Origin of the sequence: Hydrogenophaga atypica, assembly GCF_042665215.1 — a bacterium.
In the GTDB taxonomy this organism is placed as follows: domain Bacteria; phylum Pseudomonadota; class Gammaproteobacteria; order Burkholderiales; family Burkholderiaceae_C; genus Hydrogenophaga; species Hydrogenophaga defluvii_A.
On the sequence record NZ_JBHTCA010000042.1, the window covers coordinates 1 to 16,894 of the forward strand.

Genomic DNA, 16,894 nt, shown 5'->3' on the forward strand with positions numbered 1-16,894 from the left:
TGAATGCCATCGCTCGCACCAAGTCGCCTTGGCGCAACGATTTCGCTGAAGCTCAGTGAGGTGGTCATCAAGATGGTTGCTGTGTTTGTTTTTGCCCTCCCTCTTCGTTGGAGGAAGGGCCCCCTGTCGCCGGCGAAGCGCGCTCAGCGCGCGCGCAGGCGTGATGCAGCGTCCAGGCGAATGGTGTGCGCGTTGAGGTAGGCGTTTTCGATGATGAAAGCGCAGCAGTGCGCGAACTCGCGCATGTCGCCAAGGCGCCTCGGGGCCTCGATCTGCGACTTCAGCGCAGCGACGATCTTTTCGTCGAGCGTCTGCACCATCGGCGTCAGGAACAGGCCCGGCGCAATGGCGTTGACACGGATGCCAACGTCGCCGAGTTCGCGCGCCGCCGGCATGTTCATGCCGAGCAGCGCCGCCTTGGAGGCGGCGTAGGCGACTTGACCGATCTGTGCCTCGTAGGCGGCACCCGACGAGATGTTGATGACCACGCCGCGCTCTTCGCCAGCCTCCGGCTCGTTCCTGACCATCTGCTCGGCGCATTTGGACATGACGTTGAACACGCCGTTGACGTTGACCGCTGTCACCTGCGCGAACTTGGCCAGCGGCGTGGCCTTGCCTTCCTTGCCCAGCACCTTGCACAGCGTGGGCAGCGCGGCGCAATTGATGCAGACGTGAATCGCGCCGAAGCGGCTAACCACGGCAGCAACAGCGATCTGCACCGATTCCTCGTTGCTGACGTCGGTTGGCACGAACATTGCGTGTTCGGCGCCGACATCGTTGACCGCCTTGTCGCCGGCCTCGGCGTTCAGGTCGAAGATGGCGACACGCGCGCCTTTCTCCTGTACCAGGTAGCGCGCTGCGGCCAGGCCGAGGCCCGATGCGCCACCGGTAATGACGATGACTTTTCCTTCAATACGCATGATGTGTCCTGTGGCTATGGCTTAGAATGCCGGCACGCCGGTCAAGGCGCGGCCGATAATGAGTTGCTGAATCTGAGTCGTGCCTTCCGGAATCGGCGCGATGATCGCCTCGCGCGCGAGCTTCTCGACCAGGAATTCGGTCGTGACGCCGTTACCCCCGTGGATCTGCACGGCCTGGCGGGCGATTTTCACGGCGGCTTCGCAGGCGAAATACTTGGCCATCGCCGCTTCCATCTCGGCCGGCACGCCGGCTTCGATCATCGACGCTGCGCGGTAGGTCAACAGGCGCGCAGCGTCCACCTTGGTCGCCATTTCGGCCAACATTGCCGCGATCAACTGGTGCCCCGCGATGACCTTGCCGTGCTGGCGGCGCTCCTTTGCATAACGAACCGCTTCTTCAAGCGCGCGGCGGGCGATGCCCAGTCCCTGGGCGGCGACGAATACGCGCGACCTTTCGAACAGCGTGAGCGTATTGCGCAGTCCCTCGCCTTCGTTGCCGATCATGTTGGAGGCCGGCACGCGCACATCGCTCAGGAAGATCTGCGCGGTGGACTGGCTGTTGAAGCCGATCTTGTGGATGCCGCGTACTTCGTATGGATGTTCCTTGCGGTCGAGCAGGAAATGGGTCAGCCCCTTGCGCGGATCATCGCTGGTCCGGCAGGTACAGATCAGGAAGTCCGAGTACTCGCCATTGCTGATCCAGGTCTTTTCGCCGTTGATGATGAAATGGTCGCCATCGCGGCGCGCACGCGTCTTGATCTCCAGCACGTTGGAGCCGACGTCGGGTTCGGAAATGCCCATCGAGACGAAGCTGTCTCCACGCAACAGGCCGGGCAGATAGCGTTCACGCAAATGCGGGGGCGCGACCTTTTCGAGCAGCACTACGCCAAACGAGTTGATCAGCACCGGCACCGAGAGGTCGGCCGAGGTGGTAGCCACCTCCTCGAACAGCATCAGCGAAGTCAGCCAATCCAGGCCCATGCCGCCGTTGGCTTCGCTCGCGATGCCCGACACCAGCCCGAACTCCGTCAGCCGGCGCATGATTTCGGCCATCTTGTCGCGCGGCACGAACTTGTCGCGGTATTGCTTGCTGAAGATCGGATCTATCTCGGCGTCGAGGAAGCGTTTCAGTCCATCGACGGCAGCCTGCTGCTCTTCAGTGCGGAATACGTGTCCCATAGCGATCTCCTTATTGTCTCGCCAGAATGTTGACGCCGACCACGGCCTCTTCGATGCCGTACAGGCCGCCGCCGTTTTCCTGGATGGCGATGCGTGCGCCTTGGACTTGGCGCTGTGCGGCTTCGCAGCGCAACTGCGTTACCAGTTCGTGAATCTGGCCGAGACCGGTAGCGCCGATCGGATGGCCTTTCGATTCGAGGCCGCCGGAGGGGTTGATCGGGATGCGTCCGCCGACCGTAAAGTCGCCGCGCTCGGCCGCGGGGCCGCCTTCGCCGAACGGCACCAGCATCAGCGATTCAGCGTTGAGGATCTCGCCAATGGCCGAGGCATCGTGCACTTCGGCAACGTCAACGTCCCGAGGCGCAACGCCGGCCTGCTCGTAGGCTTTCATCGCCGCGAGGTGCGCGATGATCTTTTGCGGCTCGTCGAGACTGCGCGTGGTACCGGTCTGAATGACGCTGGCCAGCACGCGCACTGCGCGGCCTGCCGCGCCCTGCAGGCGCGTCAGGCCGGCGGCGGTGCACAGCACGGCAGCGGCGGCGCCGTCGCTGATCGGCGAGCACATGGTCGTCGTCAGCGGGTAGGTGATCGGCGGCGAAGCCAGCACCTGCTCGATCGTCATTGCCTGCTGGAATTGCGCCAGCGGGTTATGCACCGAGTGCTGGTGGTTCTTGGCCGCGACTGCAGCAATCTGATGCTGCGTGGTGCCATAGCGCTTCATATGGTTGCGAGCGATGGCGGCATAGACATCCATGAACACGCTGTAGGGACGGTCGGACACGGTGCCGGGCGGGGGCTCCACGCCTTCGCCCAATGCCAGCAGCGTCTTCTTGTTTTCGTCGACAGTCGAGACGTCCCAGCCGCCGTCGAACGCGGCAAACATCCTGTCCTTGTCGGCGATGTTCATCTTTTCGGCGCCGACGGCCAGCGCTACGTCGCAGGTCCCGGCCCGCAGCGCCTGCACAGCCAGGTTGAATGCCGAAGAGCCGGAAGCACAGGCGTTTTCGACGCTAAACACCGGAATGCCTTCGATGCCGAGGCGGCGCATGGCGATCGGCCCGGGAATCGCGGTCTGCCCCTGGAACAGGCCATTGGTCAGCGTTGCATAGAATGCCGAGCCGATGTCGGCGGCCTCTGCGCCGGCGTCTTTCAAAGCCAGGGTGACGGCCTCGCCGACCATGTCGTAGACGCTGCGCTCAGGCAAGCGGCCGAACGGCGTCATGCCGACGCCGGCAACATAGATATCGTTCATGCGATTCCCGAAAGAGGAATGAGAAAAGCGGGATGAGGAGATCGGACGGGCTTAACGGCCCTGGAATTGGGGCGCCCGCTTTTCGGCAAAGGCCAGCAAACCTTCCTGCAGGTCGAAGCTGCGCAGATGGCGGCGCAGCATGACTTGCTCATGCAGCAAGGCGTCGTCCCGGCTCTTGTCGGCGGAGGTGCGCGCGACTTCCCTCATGCGCCGCAGCACGATAGGGCTCTTTGCGGCAATCTGGCCGGCCAGCTTCATCGCTGCATCGGCCAGTTCGCCGTCGGGATGCACTTCGGATACGAAGCCGTAGGCCTTCATTTCAGCCGCCGAAAGCGTTTTGCCGGTCAACAGCAGATACATGGCGACGTTCTGAGGAATGATGCGCGGCAAAACCGCCGCGCCGCCGGCGCCGGGATAGACGCCAAAGTTGGCATGGGCGTCTCCGATGACAGCGCTTTCAGCAGCGATGACGATGTCGGCGCACATGGCCATCTCCAGGCCACCGGCCATGGTGACGCCGTTAAGCGCGGCGATCACCGGTTTGGGAAAATTGCGCAGGCACGCAAGCGTCGCGTCGGCACGGTCGAGGAAGTCGGCTTCCCTTGGTTCCGCCTTCTGACTGGCCAGCACTTCCTTCAAGTCCGCGCCGGCGCAGAATGCGGGGCCGGTGCCGGCTACCACCAGCACGCGAATTGCATCATCGACGGCGATCTGTGCCAGCCGGCGGTCCAGCTCGGCCACCAGCGCCATATTCATCGCGTTCATCGCCTTAGGGCGATTCAGCGTCAAGCGCGCGACTGCGCCGGCTACTTCAAACAGCAATACTTCCTCGGTCATGGTGTCTCCTGGATGCCCGTGATTTTTGTTGTGGCGGACGGCGCAAACCCGTCCGCTGTTGGAAGGCATCATAGGAAGGAGGAAACGATCGCGCGGCTCTTTGGAGCGAAAAATGCATTCCGCAGAGCAATCCGGGGCGCTTACCAGTGGAACGCGCAAGCGGGGGGAGAGCTTGAAGAAGGTTTGCTGTTCTGGCACGGATCAGGGTAGCAGCCGCCTTGAGCGCACGTTGCCCGGATCAAGGGCGGTGTAAAATCACCAACCCCCATCTGTCAACATTGTCGCGCGCCATGAGATCCGACCGCCACTCCCCCCTCGCCGCGCCACAGGAAGCGACGACCATAGGGGGGTACTGCACGGCAATCGCCAAGGCTCTGGACGCAAGCGGCGTGGACAGTGAGCGCATTTTCCGCTCCGTCGGCGTGCAACCTCACATGGCGAACGGTCCCATGGTTCGGCTGCCCGTCGCCACCCTGACCAGGCTGTACCGCGCCTGCGTGGCGGCCACCAACAATCCGTATTTCGGCCTGTCGGTCGCCCGGCACATCCATATCTCCAATTTGCATGCGCTCGGCTACGCGCTCGCCGCCAGCAGCACGCTGCTCGACTTCTGTCGCCGACTGGAGCGGCACTTCCGGCTGGTGTCGCAGACGGCGACCCTCCGTGTCATTGAGGCAGGCGACAGGATCACCCTGTGCGCCACCGACTTCAATATCGAGGTCAGCGGCGAAACTGAAGACGCGTTCGTCTGTTTCCTGGTACTGACGATGCGCATGTTGTACAAACCGGGCTTCAACCCGCTGTCCGTGGAATTCCATCGTCCGATGCCACGTGAAGGTGACGAGCCATACCGTGCCTTCATGCGCGCACCGGTCAGTTTTTCGAATCAGACCACGACGCTGACTTTCGACAGGTATGAGTTGATCCAGCCGCTCACCGGAGCTTGCCCGGAACTGGCGCAAGTCAACGACAACATCGCGAATCAATATCTTGCGCGACTGGACAGGAACGACGTGGTGACGGGCGTCACCCAGAAGATCATCGAATTGCTGCCGTCCGGCGACTGCAGCAGGGAGAAGGTCGCCGAAGCGTTGTGCATGAGCCCGGCTACTTTGCAGGTGCGGTTAGCGAAGCGTGGCAACAGTTTCCTGCAGTTGATGGATGACACACGCAGGGAACTGGCTTGCGATTACATGCGACAGCGAACACGCTCCGTAACTGAAATCACGTTCCTGCTCGGCTTTACCAGCACCAGCAATTTCGCTCGTGCATTCAAGCGATGGACGGGCATATCGCCGACGCAATTCCGGGAGGATCGGTCGGAGTAGGAGGTTTTGCCGCAGTAGCAGAGAGCAGTCGACACCCCACTGTGCTCTCTTGCTCCTGCCCAATCTCGCGCAATTGCCCGAGCAGGTAACGGTCCCAAACGACCGGTCCGCAGTGTTCATCAGACGTTGGCGATGCTTGGTGAACTTCTGCTTATGGCCGAACTCAGCCGTCGGATCATCCGTCTTCCCCGCAAATCGGCGATGAACCTTTTTTTAGGTGTGGGAAGCAGTTGGACAGCCTTGGCCCGTAACGGCGGTTCGTCGCTGCGATAGTGTCCTGAGGGGACGTCCGTGACGCGCCTCTTGCTGCGCCGTAGATTCCCGAAGGGCAGATGCGAAGACAGAGACCGATGGTCTCTATGAGTCGGTTTAAGCTCAGGCTGATTGTTGTTGCCGGCAGTGCACTGGCGATGAGTCCTACCCGGGAGGGCGCAACTCTCGGTGTCGCGCTGTCTTCATCTCGAAATAGAAGGGGGGCCTCAATGCCCTGGCAACACCCTGGCGCGGATGCTACATGGAACTACTGGTTTCGGGTGTGCTGGGGTAGCAGGGCGTCGAGTTGGTAGATGTGCAATCTTCCCTAGCGTTCCGGAATTGTCGCCGCTACTGCACCCTGGGACAAGTCGTTGCGAGGCTGTCAGGCGTGCAGCGCGCTGGGCTCGTCAGGTTGTGCGCGCATCGATCGCATATGTGTCCGCATGCCTTCCCAGCGCGGGTATGCGGATTCCGAAGCGAGACCCAACTGGTCCAGTACCCGCCAGACGGTATAGCCAATCAGGTCATCAAGACTTTGTGGCAGGGCATAGAATGCCGGCACGGGGGGCATGATGATGGCGCTCATCTCGGCGGCTGCAGTCATGTTCCGGAGATGAGCCAAAGTCAGCGGCGTTTCCCTTGCAAGGAGCAACAGAGGTCGCCGCTCTTTCAGCGTTACGTCCGCAGCGCGGGTCAGCAGATTGTCGTTGAAGCCGTGGGCGACCGCCGCCAATGTCCGCATGGAGCAGGGCGCCACCACCATGCCCTGGTGCCGGAATGACCCGCTTGCCAGCGAGGCACCAATATCACGGATGTCGTGGGCCACGTCGGCGAGGGATTGCATTGCGTGCCTGTCCATGCTGCATTCCTGCTGCAGGGTCAGCCAGCCCGATGTGGATACCACCAGGTGGGTTTCGACATCGAGCAGCCGCAACGCCTCCAGCAGACGGACACCGTAGATGGCGCCAGTTGCGCCGCTGATGCCAACGACGATGCGGATGCGGTCCTTGGCCATCTCAGCGAACCCCCGACGCAAAAGCGGGAAGATACTTGCCAAGTTCGATTTCCGGTTCACCGGGAATGCGTTTTCGTTCGAACTCCGCTTCTCGTCCCCAAGGCTTGGTCGCGTCAATGGCAAGCCGGCCCCAGTGGTCTTTGTGCGGATCGCGGTAGAAGCCGGGAACATTGTTCAGTACCATCGTCCGGGTATCCGCTCGTCCGCGGGTGACGAAAGCCCAGATGACTTCGTCGAGGTTGTAGATGTCCACATCCTCGTCGACCACCATGCACAGCTTGTTGTAGTCAAGATGGGCCCCCATGGCTGCGAGCAGCGCGTGCTGGGCGTGTCCCTCATATTGTTTTCGAAGCTTGATGACCGTATTCATCACCGTGGGCTTGCAGGAGACATCGATGATGCCTGGCACCTGCCCCTTGATTGCGCGGTAAATGCGCGCTGCGGTGGCGGCCTCCAGCGGACGCAGGTCTTCATCGGAACCGCAGATGAGACCATGGAAGATCGCTCCCTTGCGCCAGGAGACGTGCGTGACTTCGAATACGTGGTTCTCGCCGACTTCGACGTAATAACCCATGAATTCGCCGAAAGGTCCTTCGGGGCGGCGGACATTCGGCAGGATTCTTCCCTCGATCACGATGTCAGTTGCCGCTGGCACGGAAAGATTGATGGTCTGGCATCGGCGTGTGCGCAAGGGGCCGCCTCGTATCGCGGCCGCCAGTGCGAGTTCGTTCGCCTGGGGAGGCAGCGAGACGCAGGCCGATATGAAGACCTCTGGGGGTGCACCAATAAGAATGGCGGCTTCCAGTGCCTTTCCCTGGCGTTCTGCTGCCAGCTGATAATGGGCGAGATCGTGTGAACTTCCCAGTCGGATTCGGAGTTCGGTATCCGAGATGACCATCGAGCGATGGAAGGACAGGTTCGGAACGCCCGTCTCGGGGTCGCATGCGAGAAATATCCCGGACGTGATATAGGGTGCGCCGTCGCGCTCATGGTAAGTGAGAACCGGGAGGTCACTGAGCTTCCCATCTTGGAGGCGCTCAGGTTGGGAGTCCTCCTCCGAGTAGGTTTGTAGCGTTGCAGCAACCTCAATCTCCTCGTCCAGCCGTTCACAGAAATTGCGCGCACCACATCGGATCATTTCACGAAGCCGCTCATGATCGCTGTAAAGATTCATGACCACTGGAAGTGCGGAGCCGCGCACGTTCTTGAACAGCACTGCCTGGTTAGAGACGCGCTGGAGCCGTCGTGCAACTGCGGCAGCTTCGAACCGAGGGTCGACTTCGCGCTCCACAATTGCCAAGTCGCCGCGCGCCTGCAGGCGGCTCAGATAATGTCTCATGGTTTTCTCTGATAGTCCGAAAAGTCCACTGACGGTACCTTAGGCAGCCCCCGTCCTGCCTATGGCTTAGCGCTACGAACATAGGAAATCCGAACTCAATTTTGACGCGTGGTACGTGGTGGTGCCTAGGCCGTCATGATGAGGACTCGCTGCCGGAGCACCTGGCTCAATCGTTGCTTCGAACTCACGCGGGTACAGAAGCTTGTGAAGCCAAGGCGCTGTTGAACCGTTCAATTCGAAGGATCGGCACGGCGTGCAGCATCACACTCCGCGAACCAGGCTTGAGGAACACATGATTGCCAATTTGAACCTTGCGCCGTTGGAACCCGGCATGGACGGCTTGTTCCGTACACGCCTGGCAGGTCATCACGCACGCACGAGCGAGGCGTTTGGCGCGCTTCGTGACCAGTTGGGTGATTCGCCTTCTGCTCCAATTGGCGAGTACGGCCTGTATGGCGGAGCCATTGCAGTCTCGGACGACCCGCGTGAAGGGAAGTGGGAGCTCATCAGCATTCGAGACGAGATCCTCCTTGTAATCTCGGACGGTCACTTTGCCAAGCAGCGCACAGAGAGCGTGCTTCCCGAGGGGTATATCGAATTCCATTTCATGGTTGCCGGTCCGGTGAGCGTCGAATTCTCGGAAGCTGGCAGAATCGAAGTCACCTCACCAAATCTCACGGTGGTGCATCAAGGCGACGACATGCACTATCAAGTGTCATGTGGTCCGGGGCTCTGGCGGTCGGTCGGTCTTTATATCAGCCGCGAGTACTTCCACAATTTCTTGAAAGCATCCGTCGGAATCGACAGTTCCCTGTGGCGACAACTGCAGGCCTTGCGCAACGAGCAGGTGTTCTGTCACCAGATGCCTGTCAGCCCGGAGGCGCTGACTGCAGTGAAACAGTTGCTGGAGAATCCTTACGAAGGCTATCGTCGGCTGTTCTTCGCCCAGGCGAAGGCATACGAGGTGCTGTGCGCATCGTTGGATCTGTGGCAGGCCTATCTTGATAGCCACCACTCCGCGGAAGTGTTCTCTTCACGCGACTTGCGGCTGATAGAGAAGGCGCGTGACCTGCTGGTCAGTGACTTGCGCCACATGATGACGATTCCCGAACTGGCTCGGGCGGTGGGGACCAACACCTCGAAGCTCAAGCGGGGATTCAAGTTCCTCTATGGCATGACCGTTTTCGAGTGCGGCCATCGGGCGCGCATGACCAGGGCGCTCGAATTGCTGGGAAATGAGCGGCTCAGTGTCAACGAAGTGGCGTTCGCCGTAGGTTACCAGCACCAGACCAGCTTCACGGCGTCGTTCCGCGAGTATTTTGGCTTCGCTCCGAAGGACGCGAGGCGTATGGCAGACCTGCGCAACGTTCGGCCCCGCACGCCGTCCACACAAGACCTTGCGGCGGAGGAAGGCCTGTAAGCGCATCGCTCCTTCTGAAGATTGGGAATCCGTAGCAATTCCTAGTCGATCGGCATTCGCTTGGCGGGCGCGATGGTGCCCGCCTTGTTCCTCACATAGGATCGGATCCATCCCCGACAGGTGGGTGCGATCAACAATGAGGAACACATGGCCGTTATCCAAGCAAGGAATCCCCGTACCGGTAAGCAAGACTACGAGTTTGTCGCGGCAGACGCAGGCACTGTGAGCCACGCTGTTGCAAATGCGCGAACCGCACAGCGGGACTGGTATAGAAAGGGGCTGGATCACCGCGTTCAGGCCCTGACGTCCTGGGCGAAGGCTCTGGAAGCACGAGCCGATGCCATTACTGCTGCACTGGCCGACGATACTGGCCGCACACGCATCTCGCGCGAAGAGCTCGGCGCTGTCATCCATTTTATCCATGGGTACAGCGACGCCGCTCCGGAAGTGCTCGCACAGCCGTTCCGCAAGTTCAGCAATAACAGCGATGTCGTGTTCAAGACGACCCTGATTCCATATCCGGTCGTCGGCGTCATCAGCCCGTGGAACTTCCCGCTGGTCCTGTCTTTCATCGACGCCATTCCGGCGTTGCTCGCCGGCGCCGCCGTCGTGATCAAACCAAGCGAGGTTACGCCCCGCTTTGTCGTGCCGCTGCAGGAATCCATCAATGACGTACCAGAATTGAAAGGCGTTATCACCCTTCTTCAGGGCGCCGCGGAAACCGGCCAGGCGCTCCTGTCCACAGTCGACGCCATCGTCTTCACCGGTAGCGTCGCGACCGGTCGAAAAATCGCCGTTGCCGCGGCGGAGCGCTTTATTCCGGCATTCCTGGAACTGGGGGGCAAAGATCCTGCCGTGGTCCTGGCCGGCTCGGATATCGAGCGCGCTGCCACGAGTATTCTGCGAAGCGCGCTCTATAACACGGGACAGGTTTGCTACGCGATTGAGCGGGTATACGTGGATGACTCAATCCACGACGCATTCGTACAGGAACTCGCCCGGCAGGCGCAGACGCTTCGCCGCAGCCTGTCTGCGGGAGATGGTGGCCACTATGGCCCCTTTATTCACGCGCCCCAGGGGGACATCGTACGGGCGCAGTTGCAGGACGCAGTCGCCAAGGGCGCGCGTGTCGTCACAGGCGGTACGGTGGAAACCGTTGATGGCGCGGTATGGCTCGACCCTACGATCGTCGTCGACGTAAATCATTCGATGGACCTCATGACCCAGGAAACCTTCGGCCCGGTGGTTCCGGTCATGCGCTTCACCAGTGAGGACGAAGCGGCTCACTTGGCGAACGACACTATCTACGGACTGAGTGGCGCAGTCTTTGGCCCCGATACCCACACGGCAGGTGATTTTGCCACCCGGATGGAAGCCGGCGGAGTCAGCATCAATGACACGGAACTGCAGCGGGGCATGATGTTTGACGGCGAAAAGACGGCATTCAAGTTCTCTGGCATGGGCGGCTCGCGCTACGGTTCAACAAGCATCCTTCGCTATGTACGCAAGCGGGCGTTGATCGCGAACGAGGGAGGCATCAAGCCGTTGGACGAACTTTCCGAGTCTGTCTGAACCTGGCGAAACCCGACTCACTCTGCTCTTCATAGGAAAGACCATGTTGACGGTAAGCGCCCGGTGAACCCGTCTTGACGGGGCTACTCAGGGAGGACGGAGGCAGTCCAGCGATGTGGCAGGAGCTCCGCGATGTCGGCGGTCTTCTGGGTTGGCAGTCGCGTAAGCACGTCTTTCAGGTAGGCGTAGGGGTCATGCCCATTGAGCTTCGCCGACTGGATCAGACTCATGACTGCGGCGGCGCGCTGGCCAGCGCGCAGCGAACCCGCGAACAGCCAGTTCGATCTTCCAAGAGCGATAGGCCGTATTTGCCCTTCGATATGGTTGTTATCGATGGGCACGGCTGGATCCTCAACGTAGCGCACGAGTGCCACCCAGCGTTTGAGGCTGTAGTCGATAGCTCGCGCAATGGCCGAACCGTCCGGCACCCGCCGCCTTTGTTCTTCAAGCCAGAGATGCAGTGCGTCCAGGATTGGTCTGGCCCGCTGCTGTCGCGCTTCCAAGCGTAGTTCTGGTTCTGCGTCCCGCACCTCTCGCTCGATCTCGTAGAGCCCGGCAATGAAGCGTAGCGCCTGGCCAGCCAACTCGCTCTTGTGCTTGTCGTGCAGCTCAAAGTACTTACGACGCGCGTGAGCCATGCACCCAATCTCGACGATGCCACCGCCGAAGCTGGCCTTGTAGCCAGAGAAGTCGTCGCATACCAGCTTGCCCTGCCAGTCCTGCAAGAATGCGCGGGCATGTTCGCCGCTGCGGCTAGGGGCAAACTGATAGATCACTGCACGCAACGATGAGAGCTGGCTCGGTGCGTAGGCCCACAGGTAGGCGCGATGCGTCTTGCCGTCGCCTGGCGAGAGCATCTGCACTGGTGTCTCGTCGGCGTGCAGTACGCTCTGGGTCAATACCTCCGCCTGCAGGGCATCCACCAGCGGTTGCAGTCGCACACCGCAGATACCGACCCACGCACCCAGCGTCGATTGCGGGATTGCCAGGCCGGCCCGCGCGTAGATGCGTTCTTGCCGATACAGAGGAAGATGGTCGCCGAACTTGGACACCAGCGTATGCGCCAGCAGCCCGGCGGTGGGGATGCCCTTGTCGATGACGTGGGGAGGAACCGGTGCCTGAGTGAGAGTCTCACATTGCCCGCATACCCACTTGCCCCGGATATGACGTTCGACCGTGAACACGCCAGGGGTGTAATCCAGCTTCTCACTGACGTCTTCGCCAATGCGCTTGAGCGCGCAGCCGCACGTGCAGGTCTCGGACTCTGGCTCGTGACGGATCTCGGTGCGAGGCAATTGGGGCGGAAGCGCCTGGCGTTTCGGCTTGTCCCTGGGCTCCGACTTGGACGGCGGCATCAGCGCTTCCAACTCGGCTTCGATTGCCTCAAGGTCTGCATCGAGGGCTTCCTCCAGCAAGCTTGCCTGGGCCGATGTCAGTTGCTCGCTGCGTTTGCCGAACTTCCAACGCTTGTGGATGGCTAGCTCGTGAGTGAGCTGATCGATCTTGGTTTGCCGGCAGCGCAGCTCCTGCGCGTGCCGCGCAATGACGGCGTCCTGCTCCTGGATCTGCGCCCGCAGCGTCGCAGCCAACTCGCGCAATTGCTGTGGGCTCAGGTCGTCCAGGTTCTCGGCGGGATTCATGTTCCGAATCTTGCCAGTTCCCGGTCACTCCAACCATTGGCACAGCCCCCAATGGACGCTCGGCCCCTGTGCCAAGCCACGACTAAAGCACGGTGATCGCCTCATCGCGGCCCAAGCGCTGCCAAGGCAGGCCCAGCACCAACGCATCCAGTTGCTCTCGACACAGCGGCGTCGTGATGGCTGTCATACCGTCGGTCCAGACGAAGCGACCCCTATTGAGCCGCCGCGCCGCCAACCAGATGCCAATGCCGTCGTACACCAGCACCTTGATCCGCGTGGCACGCTTGTTCGTGAAGAGATAAGCATGACGTGGCCGGGCGGCTCCAAATACCTTCACCACCCGAGCCAAGACCGTATCTGTTCCCGCACGCATGTCCAGCGGCTCGGTGGCTAACCAGATTGCCTCGACGCGGATCAACGCAACCACCCCTGAAGCCATTCGCCACACTCTGCTGCGGCCGATCCCGGCCAACGAATGTTGATCGTCGCTGCTCCGCGTCGCACTTCAATCTGTATATCCGGTATCGCCGGCGTCGGCGTGGGATCGCCGATCTGCAGTGGGATGAACTCGGCTTGGGGTACTGTCATCAATGCGCGGGCTTCGCCCGCGGCATCCAACGCTTGGTGCTCAGCGACCCAGCGCCGCAGCAGATTCGCGTTCACGCGATGGTGCAGCGCTACTGCCGCAATCGAAACACCCGGATGCATGCAGTCCTGGACGGCTTTGGCCTTGAACTCGGCGCTATGCTGACGTCGGCGTCGCGCTGGTACGCTCTCTTCGATAGTGTTCACGTGTCCACCAAGAATTTAGATGGACACGATGCTCCTTGCTCTCCTGCTTCCCTTCAAGACGGGTTCACCGGGCGCTTACTGTTGACGAACATTAAGGCAGCAGGTGCTGCGGTCGCATGCGTGGCGCTGACGGTCTGCACGCTGGCCACTGCTGCTGAACAGTCCGATACGGCCACCAGAAGTACATCTCGGGGCAACACTGTTATCGGCATTGCCAATTTCGGTCCGCACCCCGCATTGGATCAGAGTGTGTCGGGCTTCAAGGCGGAATTGCGCAACTATGGCTATGTGGAAGGAAAGAACACCACGTACGTCTACAGCGATGCGAATTTCACGCCGGCAATGATTCCGCAGATTCTCAGCCAGATCGAGGCAAGAAAGCCGTCGGTGATCCTGACGGTTACGACTCCAGTCTCTCAGGCGGCACTGTCGAGTATTACCGACAAAACCCTGCCGCTGGTGTTTTGCCTGATCAGTGACCCCGTCGCGGCGGGGCTCGTACCGAACTGGCGGCAGGGCGGTACCCGCTTCGTCGGCTCGGCCAGTGCGATGGACTACGATTCCGTGCTGTCCTTCGCGAAGCAAATGTTCCCTGGTGCCAAGCGATTCGGCGTGCTGTACGCACCCGGCGAGGCGAACGATGTGGTCGCAGTCAAGGCGATCGAAGCGGCGGCAGTGCGCCAGGGCCTGATCCTGCGTGCCGTAAGCGTGGATGCGTCGATGGATATCCCGCAGCGGACACAATTGCTGTCGGACGTCGACTTTGTCTATGCGATTGGTTCACGGATAGGAAATTCAACCGCATGAGGCCAAGTATGGCACGAGTTTTGGGCCTCGAAACACGTTCGGCCAAGGAAGGTTGAGCGCTCGCTTGCCGCTCAATGGCAAGAGCTTGGGAGGCAGTATGCATTTGGGCCTGGCGCGCGCGCAGCTGCTTCCCCGCAGCGATGGATACCGCCGCTTCACTGGGTCACCAATTGACGCGCTGGTCTACCTCGTCGGGTTGAGCTGCCAGATCCCAATCCGGCTCGCCTTGCGCACCATCATCCACCGGCGCGTCGCAGCCCTCCCACAGCGGTGGCCCGCGTGCCGGGGTGATGTGCGGGGGGGCAGACTCCACCCCGATGTGGTTCAGGATGTGGCGGATTTCGGCGCTGTGGGTGATGAAGGCAATGATGCGCATCTGCCCACCGCACATGGGGCACAGCAGCGGAAATGCCTCGTAGATGCGGGCAATCAGCACCGCCCACAAGTAATGCGCCGCTCGCTTCGGGCGTGCTTCAGGTTCGGGTGTGGGTGTGGCCGCGTTGCCCGGCGCCGCCACCCCAGGTACGCCCGCGCCAGGTTGTGCAGTCTCCACCGTGGCTGGTTGCGACGCAGCAGGCTGAGCCAGCGCCGTTACCGCCGCTCTCAGCGGCGAGTTTGGTGCCAGCACACCAAAGTAGCGGTGCCGGTGGGTGCGTGGCGGTGGCACCAGCGCGGCGATGCGGTCGATCAGTTCCAGCGGTGTGAGGTGCAGCTCATCTGCCTTGGCACCACGCTTGTCACTGGTGGGCTCGCTGCGCTGTTTGGCACAGCGGTACACCAGTTTGCTTCCCTCTTTGCGTAGGCGCTCCATGGAAAACGGTGGACGCGCGCAATAGCGCAGCAGCCGCTCCAGCGCAGCGCGGTCGTGGGCTTCGATGCAGACACCGGCGTCCACCGAGAAGCCGCTGTGTTTGTAGCCCAGCATGTCTTTGGCGTCACAGTTCTCCAGCAGGCCCCGAGCAACGAAGGCGCGCAGGATGCGTTTTTGCAGTGTGGTCTGCACTGGGGCCACGGTAGCCGCATCGATGCCGGTGGCCGCGTGAAAGATGACACCCGGCGATGAGATTCGAGGGGTCGCATCAGCATCGCCCTCGCCCTCCACTTCCTCAAACACCCCGTCCACCACACAAACGTGGAAGTGGACGTGTTCATTGAGGCTGGAGCCGAATCGGTGAATGAAGGCGATGGCACCGATGTGCAGGCCTGCCTTGTCCATATGGGCCGCACCGGGGCTGTGGGTCTGCAGAGTTTGTGCGATCACCCGCAGAAAGATGCGCAGCACCATGCTCAGCACCGCTCCGTCGCGTTGCATGAAGTACCGCAACCTCTTGGGCACGGAGAGCACCCACTGGCGCACCGGCAGGCGGGGGAAAACGTGGTCGCTCAGGTGTGCCGCCGTCTCCACCATCCGCCGCGTGGTGCACGAGGGGCAGACTCCCCGGCCTTTGCAGGAGAAGGCTACAAAGTAGTCGTGCCCACAGTCGCCGCAGCGAGCGCGGGCAAAGCCATGGGCAAAGATGCCGCACTCAAGATACTTGGCAAACGCTTTGCGCACGAAGGGCTTGGGGGTGTGGTGGTCGCCCTGGCCGTCGAACTGACCCGCGCTGGCCAACTCTAGCCAGGTCTCGTAGTGCTCGGCTACCATTTGGTAGAGCAGCGTGCGTTCGGGGTGGCGTGGGTTGTAGAGCTTGGGCTTGGAAGTGGCTGACATGAATACTGTACAAATGCACAGTATTCTGCGGCGATTGTTTGGGTACGCAAAGCACAAGGCCCGAACCGTCGCCAGTTCGGGCCTTGTCAGGGTAGCTTGGCTGCGGACTTACTTGCGCGCAGGCGGCACATCCGTGCAGCTGCCATGCGCCACTTCCGCCGCCATGCCGATGCTCTCGCCCAGCGTCGGATGCGGGTGGATGGTCTTGCCGATGTCGACAGCGTCCGCACCCATCTCGATGGCCAGGGCGATCTCGCCGATCATGTCGCCCGCATGCGTGCCGACCATGCCGCCGCCCAGGATCTTGCCGTGGCCCCGGCCAGCATGGCCGTCTCCTGATCCTGCTTCGGGGCTGTCGTCGAACAGCAGCTTGGTGACGCCTTCGTCGCGGCCGTTGGCAATGGCGCGGCCCGAGGCCGCCCAGGGGAACAGGCCCTTCTTGACCTTGATGCCCTGCTGCTTGGCCTGGTCTTCGGTCAGGCCCACCCAGGCCACTTCGGGGTCGGTGTAGGCCACGCTGGGGATCACGCGGGCGTTGAAGGCGGCGCTGGCCAGTTCCTTGTTGCCCTGCAATTCGCCGGCGATCACTTCCGCCGCCACATGCGCCTCGTGCACCGCCTTGTGCGCCAGCATGGGCTGGCCCACGATGTCGCCGATGGCGAAGATGTGCGGCACATTGGTGCGCATCTGGATGTCCACGTTGGGGTCTCCTCGTTTTCAGTGCAATAAGTGACGGTACGAAAAGCTAGCACTGGCGCGGAGGTGGTGTTGGTAGATCGTTGATTTCATTGACTTTCCTGTTCACTTTCAAATCTGCGATTCGTGGC

The 16,894-nt window shown here is 61.4% G+C and carries 14 protein-coding genes and 1 pseudogene; 4 read left to right on the forward strand and 11 right to left on the reverse strand.

The features are described from left to right. Window positions 1-143 precede the first annotated feature (143 nt). The 4 genes from ACFQPB_RS22735 to ACFQPB_RS22750 are packed head-to-tail and all read right to left on the reverse strand — an operon-like array spanning window position 144 to window position 4,188. Entirely contained in the window at window positions 144-920 is a 777-nt protein-coding gene (locus tag ACFQPB_RS22735) for an SDR family NAD(P)-dependent oxidoreductase (protein WP_382228431.1), read from the reverse strand. Between the two features lie 21 nt (window positions 921-941). Next, a complete protein-coding gene (locus tag ACFQPB_RS22740) occupies window positions 942-2,099 on the reverse strand; it encodes an acyl-CoA dehydrogenase family protein (RefSeq protein WP_382228434.1) in 1,158 nt (385 codons plus the stop codon). 10 nt (window positions 2,100-2,109) lie between these two features. Then, window positions 2,110-3,351, reverse strand: a complete 1,242-nt coding sequence (locus tag ACFQPB_RS22745; RefSeq protein ID WP_382228437.1) for a thiolase family protein — start codon at window positions 3,349-3,351, stop codon at window positions 2,110-2,112. A 51-nt stretch (window positions 3,352-3,402) separates the two neighbouring features. Beyond that, window positions 3,403-4,188 (reverse strand): enoyl-CoA hydratase/isomerase family protein, encoded by a 786-nt coding sequence (locus ACFQPB_RS22750; RefSeq protein ID WP_382228440.1) that lies wholly within the window; start codon window positions 4,186-4,188, stop codon window positions 3,403-3,405. Between the two features lie 290 nt (window positions 4,189-4,478). Between ACFQPB_RS22750 and ACFQPB_RS22755 the strand changes: the two genes are divergently transcribed. Continuing rightward, window positions 4,479-5,516, forward strand: a complete 1,038-nt coding sequence (locus tag ACFQPB_RS22755; RefSeq protein ID WP_382228443.1) for an AraC family transcriptional regulator — start codon at window positions 4,479-4,481, stop codon at window positions 5,514-5,516. 637 nt (window positions 5,517-6,153) lie between these two features. Here ACFQPB_RS22755 and ACFQPB_RS22760 read toward each other — a convergent pair. Both ACFQPB_RS22760 and ACFQPB_RS22765 read right to left on the reverse strand, forming a co-directional pair. Beyond that, window positions 6,154-6,786 carry a UbiX family flavin prenyltransferase gene (locus ACFQPB_RS22760; protein ID WP_382228446.1) on the reverse strand — a complete coding sequence of 211 codons (633 nt, stop codon included), beginning with the start codon at window positions 6,784-6,786 and terminating at the stop codon, window positions 6,154-6,156. 1 nt (window position 6,787) lies between these two features. After that, window positions 6,788-8,125, reverse strand: coding sequence for a UbiD family decarboxylase (locus ACFQPB_RS22765; RefSeq protein WP_382228448.1), 1,338 nt, complete (start codon window positions 8,123-8,125; stop codon window positions 6,788-6,790). Between the two features lie 292 nt (window positions 8,126-8,417). Between ACFQPB_RS22765 and ACFQPB_RS22770 the strand changes: the two genes are divergently transcribed. Together ACFQPB_RS22770 and ACFQPB_RS22775 are read left to right on the forward strand one after the other, a co-directional pair. Beyond that, entirely contained in the window at window positions 8,418-9,545 is a 1,128-nt protein-coding gene (locus ACFQPB_RS22770; RefSeq protein ID WP_382228451.1) for a helix-turn-helix transcriptional regulator, read from the forward strand. A gap of 147 nt (window positions 9,546-9,692) precedes the next feature. Next, window positions 9,693-11,117, forward strand: a complete 1,425-nt coding sequence (locus tag ACFQPB_RS22775; protein ID WP_382228454.1) for an aldehyde dehydrogenase family protein — start codon at window positions 9,693-9,695, stop codon at window positions 11,115-11,117. Between the two features lie 83 nt (window positions 11,118-11,200). Here the strand turns inward: ACFQPB_RS22775 and tnpC are convergent, their stop codons facing one another. The 3 genes from tnpC to tnpA all read right to left on the reverse strand — a co-directional run bounded on the left by tnpC (window position 11,201) and on the right by tnpA (window position 13,549). After that, entirely contained in the window at window positions 11,201-12,757 is a 1,557-nt protein-coding gene (tnpC, locus tag ACFQPB_RS22780) for an IS66 family transposase (RefSeq protein ID WP_382228456.1), read from the reverse strand. Window positions 12,758-12,839: 82 nt separating this feature from the next. Further along, window positions 12,840-13,175 carry an IS66 family insertion sequence element accessory protein TnpB gene (gene tnpB / locus ACFQPB_RS22785; RefSeq protein WP_382228458.1) on the reverse strand — a complete coding sequence of 112 codons (336 nt, stop codon included), beginning with the start codon at window positions 13,173-13,175 and terminating at the stop codon, window positions 12,840-12,842. Beyond that, window positions 13,172-13,549 carry an IS66-like element accessory protein TnpA gene (gene tnpA, locus ACFQPB_RS22790; protein WP_382228461.1) on the reverse strand — a complete coding sequence of 126 codons (378 nt, stop codon included), beginning with the start codon at window positions 13,547-13,549 and terminating at the stop codon, window positions 13,172-13,174. Before tnpA ends, tnpB begins: the two co-directional genes overlap by 4 nt. On the opposite strand from tnpA, the gene ACFQPB_RS22795 reads away from it, so the two are divergent. After that, window positions 13,550-14,356: an ABC transporter substrate-binding protein gene (locus ACFQPB_RS22795; protein ID WP_382228464.1), complete on the forward strand. Its 807-nt coding sequence runs from the start codon at window positions 13,550-13,552 to the stop codon at window positions 14,354-14,356. It begins immediately after the preceding gene. A gap of 163 nt (window positions 14,357-14,519) precedes the next feature. On the opposite strand, the gene ACFQPB_RS22800 is transcribed toward ACFQPB_RS22795, so the two are convergent. After that, a complete protein-coding gene (locus ACFQPB_RS22800; RefSeq protein ID WP_011117152.1) occupies window positions 14,520-16,067 on the reverse strand; it encodes an IS91-like element ISCR8/ISPps1 family transposase in 1,548 nt (515 codons plus the stop codon). A gap of 108 nt (window positions 16,068-16,175) precedes the next feature. Beyond that, window positions 16,176-16,781: pseudogene (locus ACFQPB_RS22805) on the reverse strand (FAD-dependent oxidoreductase); the annotation flags it as partial. Between the last annotated feature and the right edge of the window lie 113 nt (window positions 16,782-16,894).

Bases quoted from the DNA above. Each gene is read 5' to 3' on its own strand.
- ACFQPB_RS22735 (WP_382228431.1), bottom strand. From the start codon at position 920: ATGCGTATTGAAGGAAAAGTCATCGTCATTACCGGTGGCGCATCGGGC.
- ACFQPB_RS22740 (WP_382228434.1), bottom strand. From the start codon at position 2,099: ATGGGACACGTATTCCGCACTGAAGAGCAGCAGGCTGCCGTCGATGGA.
- ACFQPB_RS22745 (WP_382228437.1), bottom strand. From the start codon at position 3,351: ATGAACGATATCTATGTTGCCGGCGTCGGCATGACGCCGTTCGGCCGC.
- ACFQPB_RS22750 (WP_382228440.1), bottom strand. From the start codon at position 4,188: ATGACCGAGGAAGTATTGCTGTTTGAAGTAGCCGGCGCAGTCGCGCGC.
- ACFQPB_RS22755 (WP_382228443.1), top strand. From the start codon at position 4,479: ATGAGATCCGACCGCCACTCCCCCCTCGCCGCGCCACAGGAAGCGACG.
- ACFQPB_RS22760 (WP_382228446.1), bottom strand. From the start codon at position 6,786: ATGGCCAAGGACCGCATCCGCATCGTCGTTGGCATCAGCGGCGCAACT.
- ACFQPB_RS22765 (WP_382228448.1), bottom strand. From the start codon at position 8,125: ATGAGACATTATCTGAGCCGCCTGCAGGCGCGCGGCGACTTGGCAATT.
- ACFQPB_RS22770 (WP_382228451.1), top strand. From the start codon at position 8,418: ATGATTGCCAATTTGAACCTTGCGCCGTTGGAACCCGGCATGGACGGC.
- ACFQPB_RS22775 (WP_382228454.1), top strand. From the start codon at position 9,693: ATGGCCGTTATCCAAGCAAGGAATCCCCGTACCGGTAAGCAAGACTAC.
- tnpC (WP_382228456.1), bottom strand. From the start codon at position 12,757: ATGAATCCCGCCGAGAACCTGGACGACCTGAGCCCACAGCAATTGCGC.
- ACFQPB_RS22800 (WP_011117152.1), bottom strand. From the start codon at position 16,067: ATGTCAGCCACTTCCAAGCCCAAGCTCTACAACCCACGCCACCCCGAA.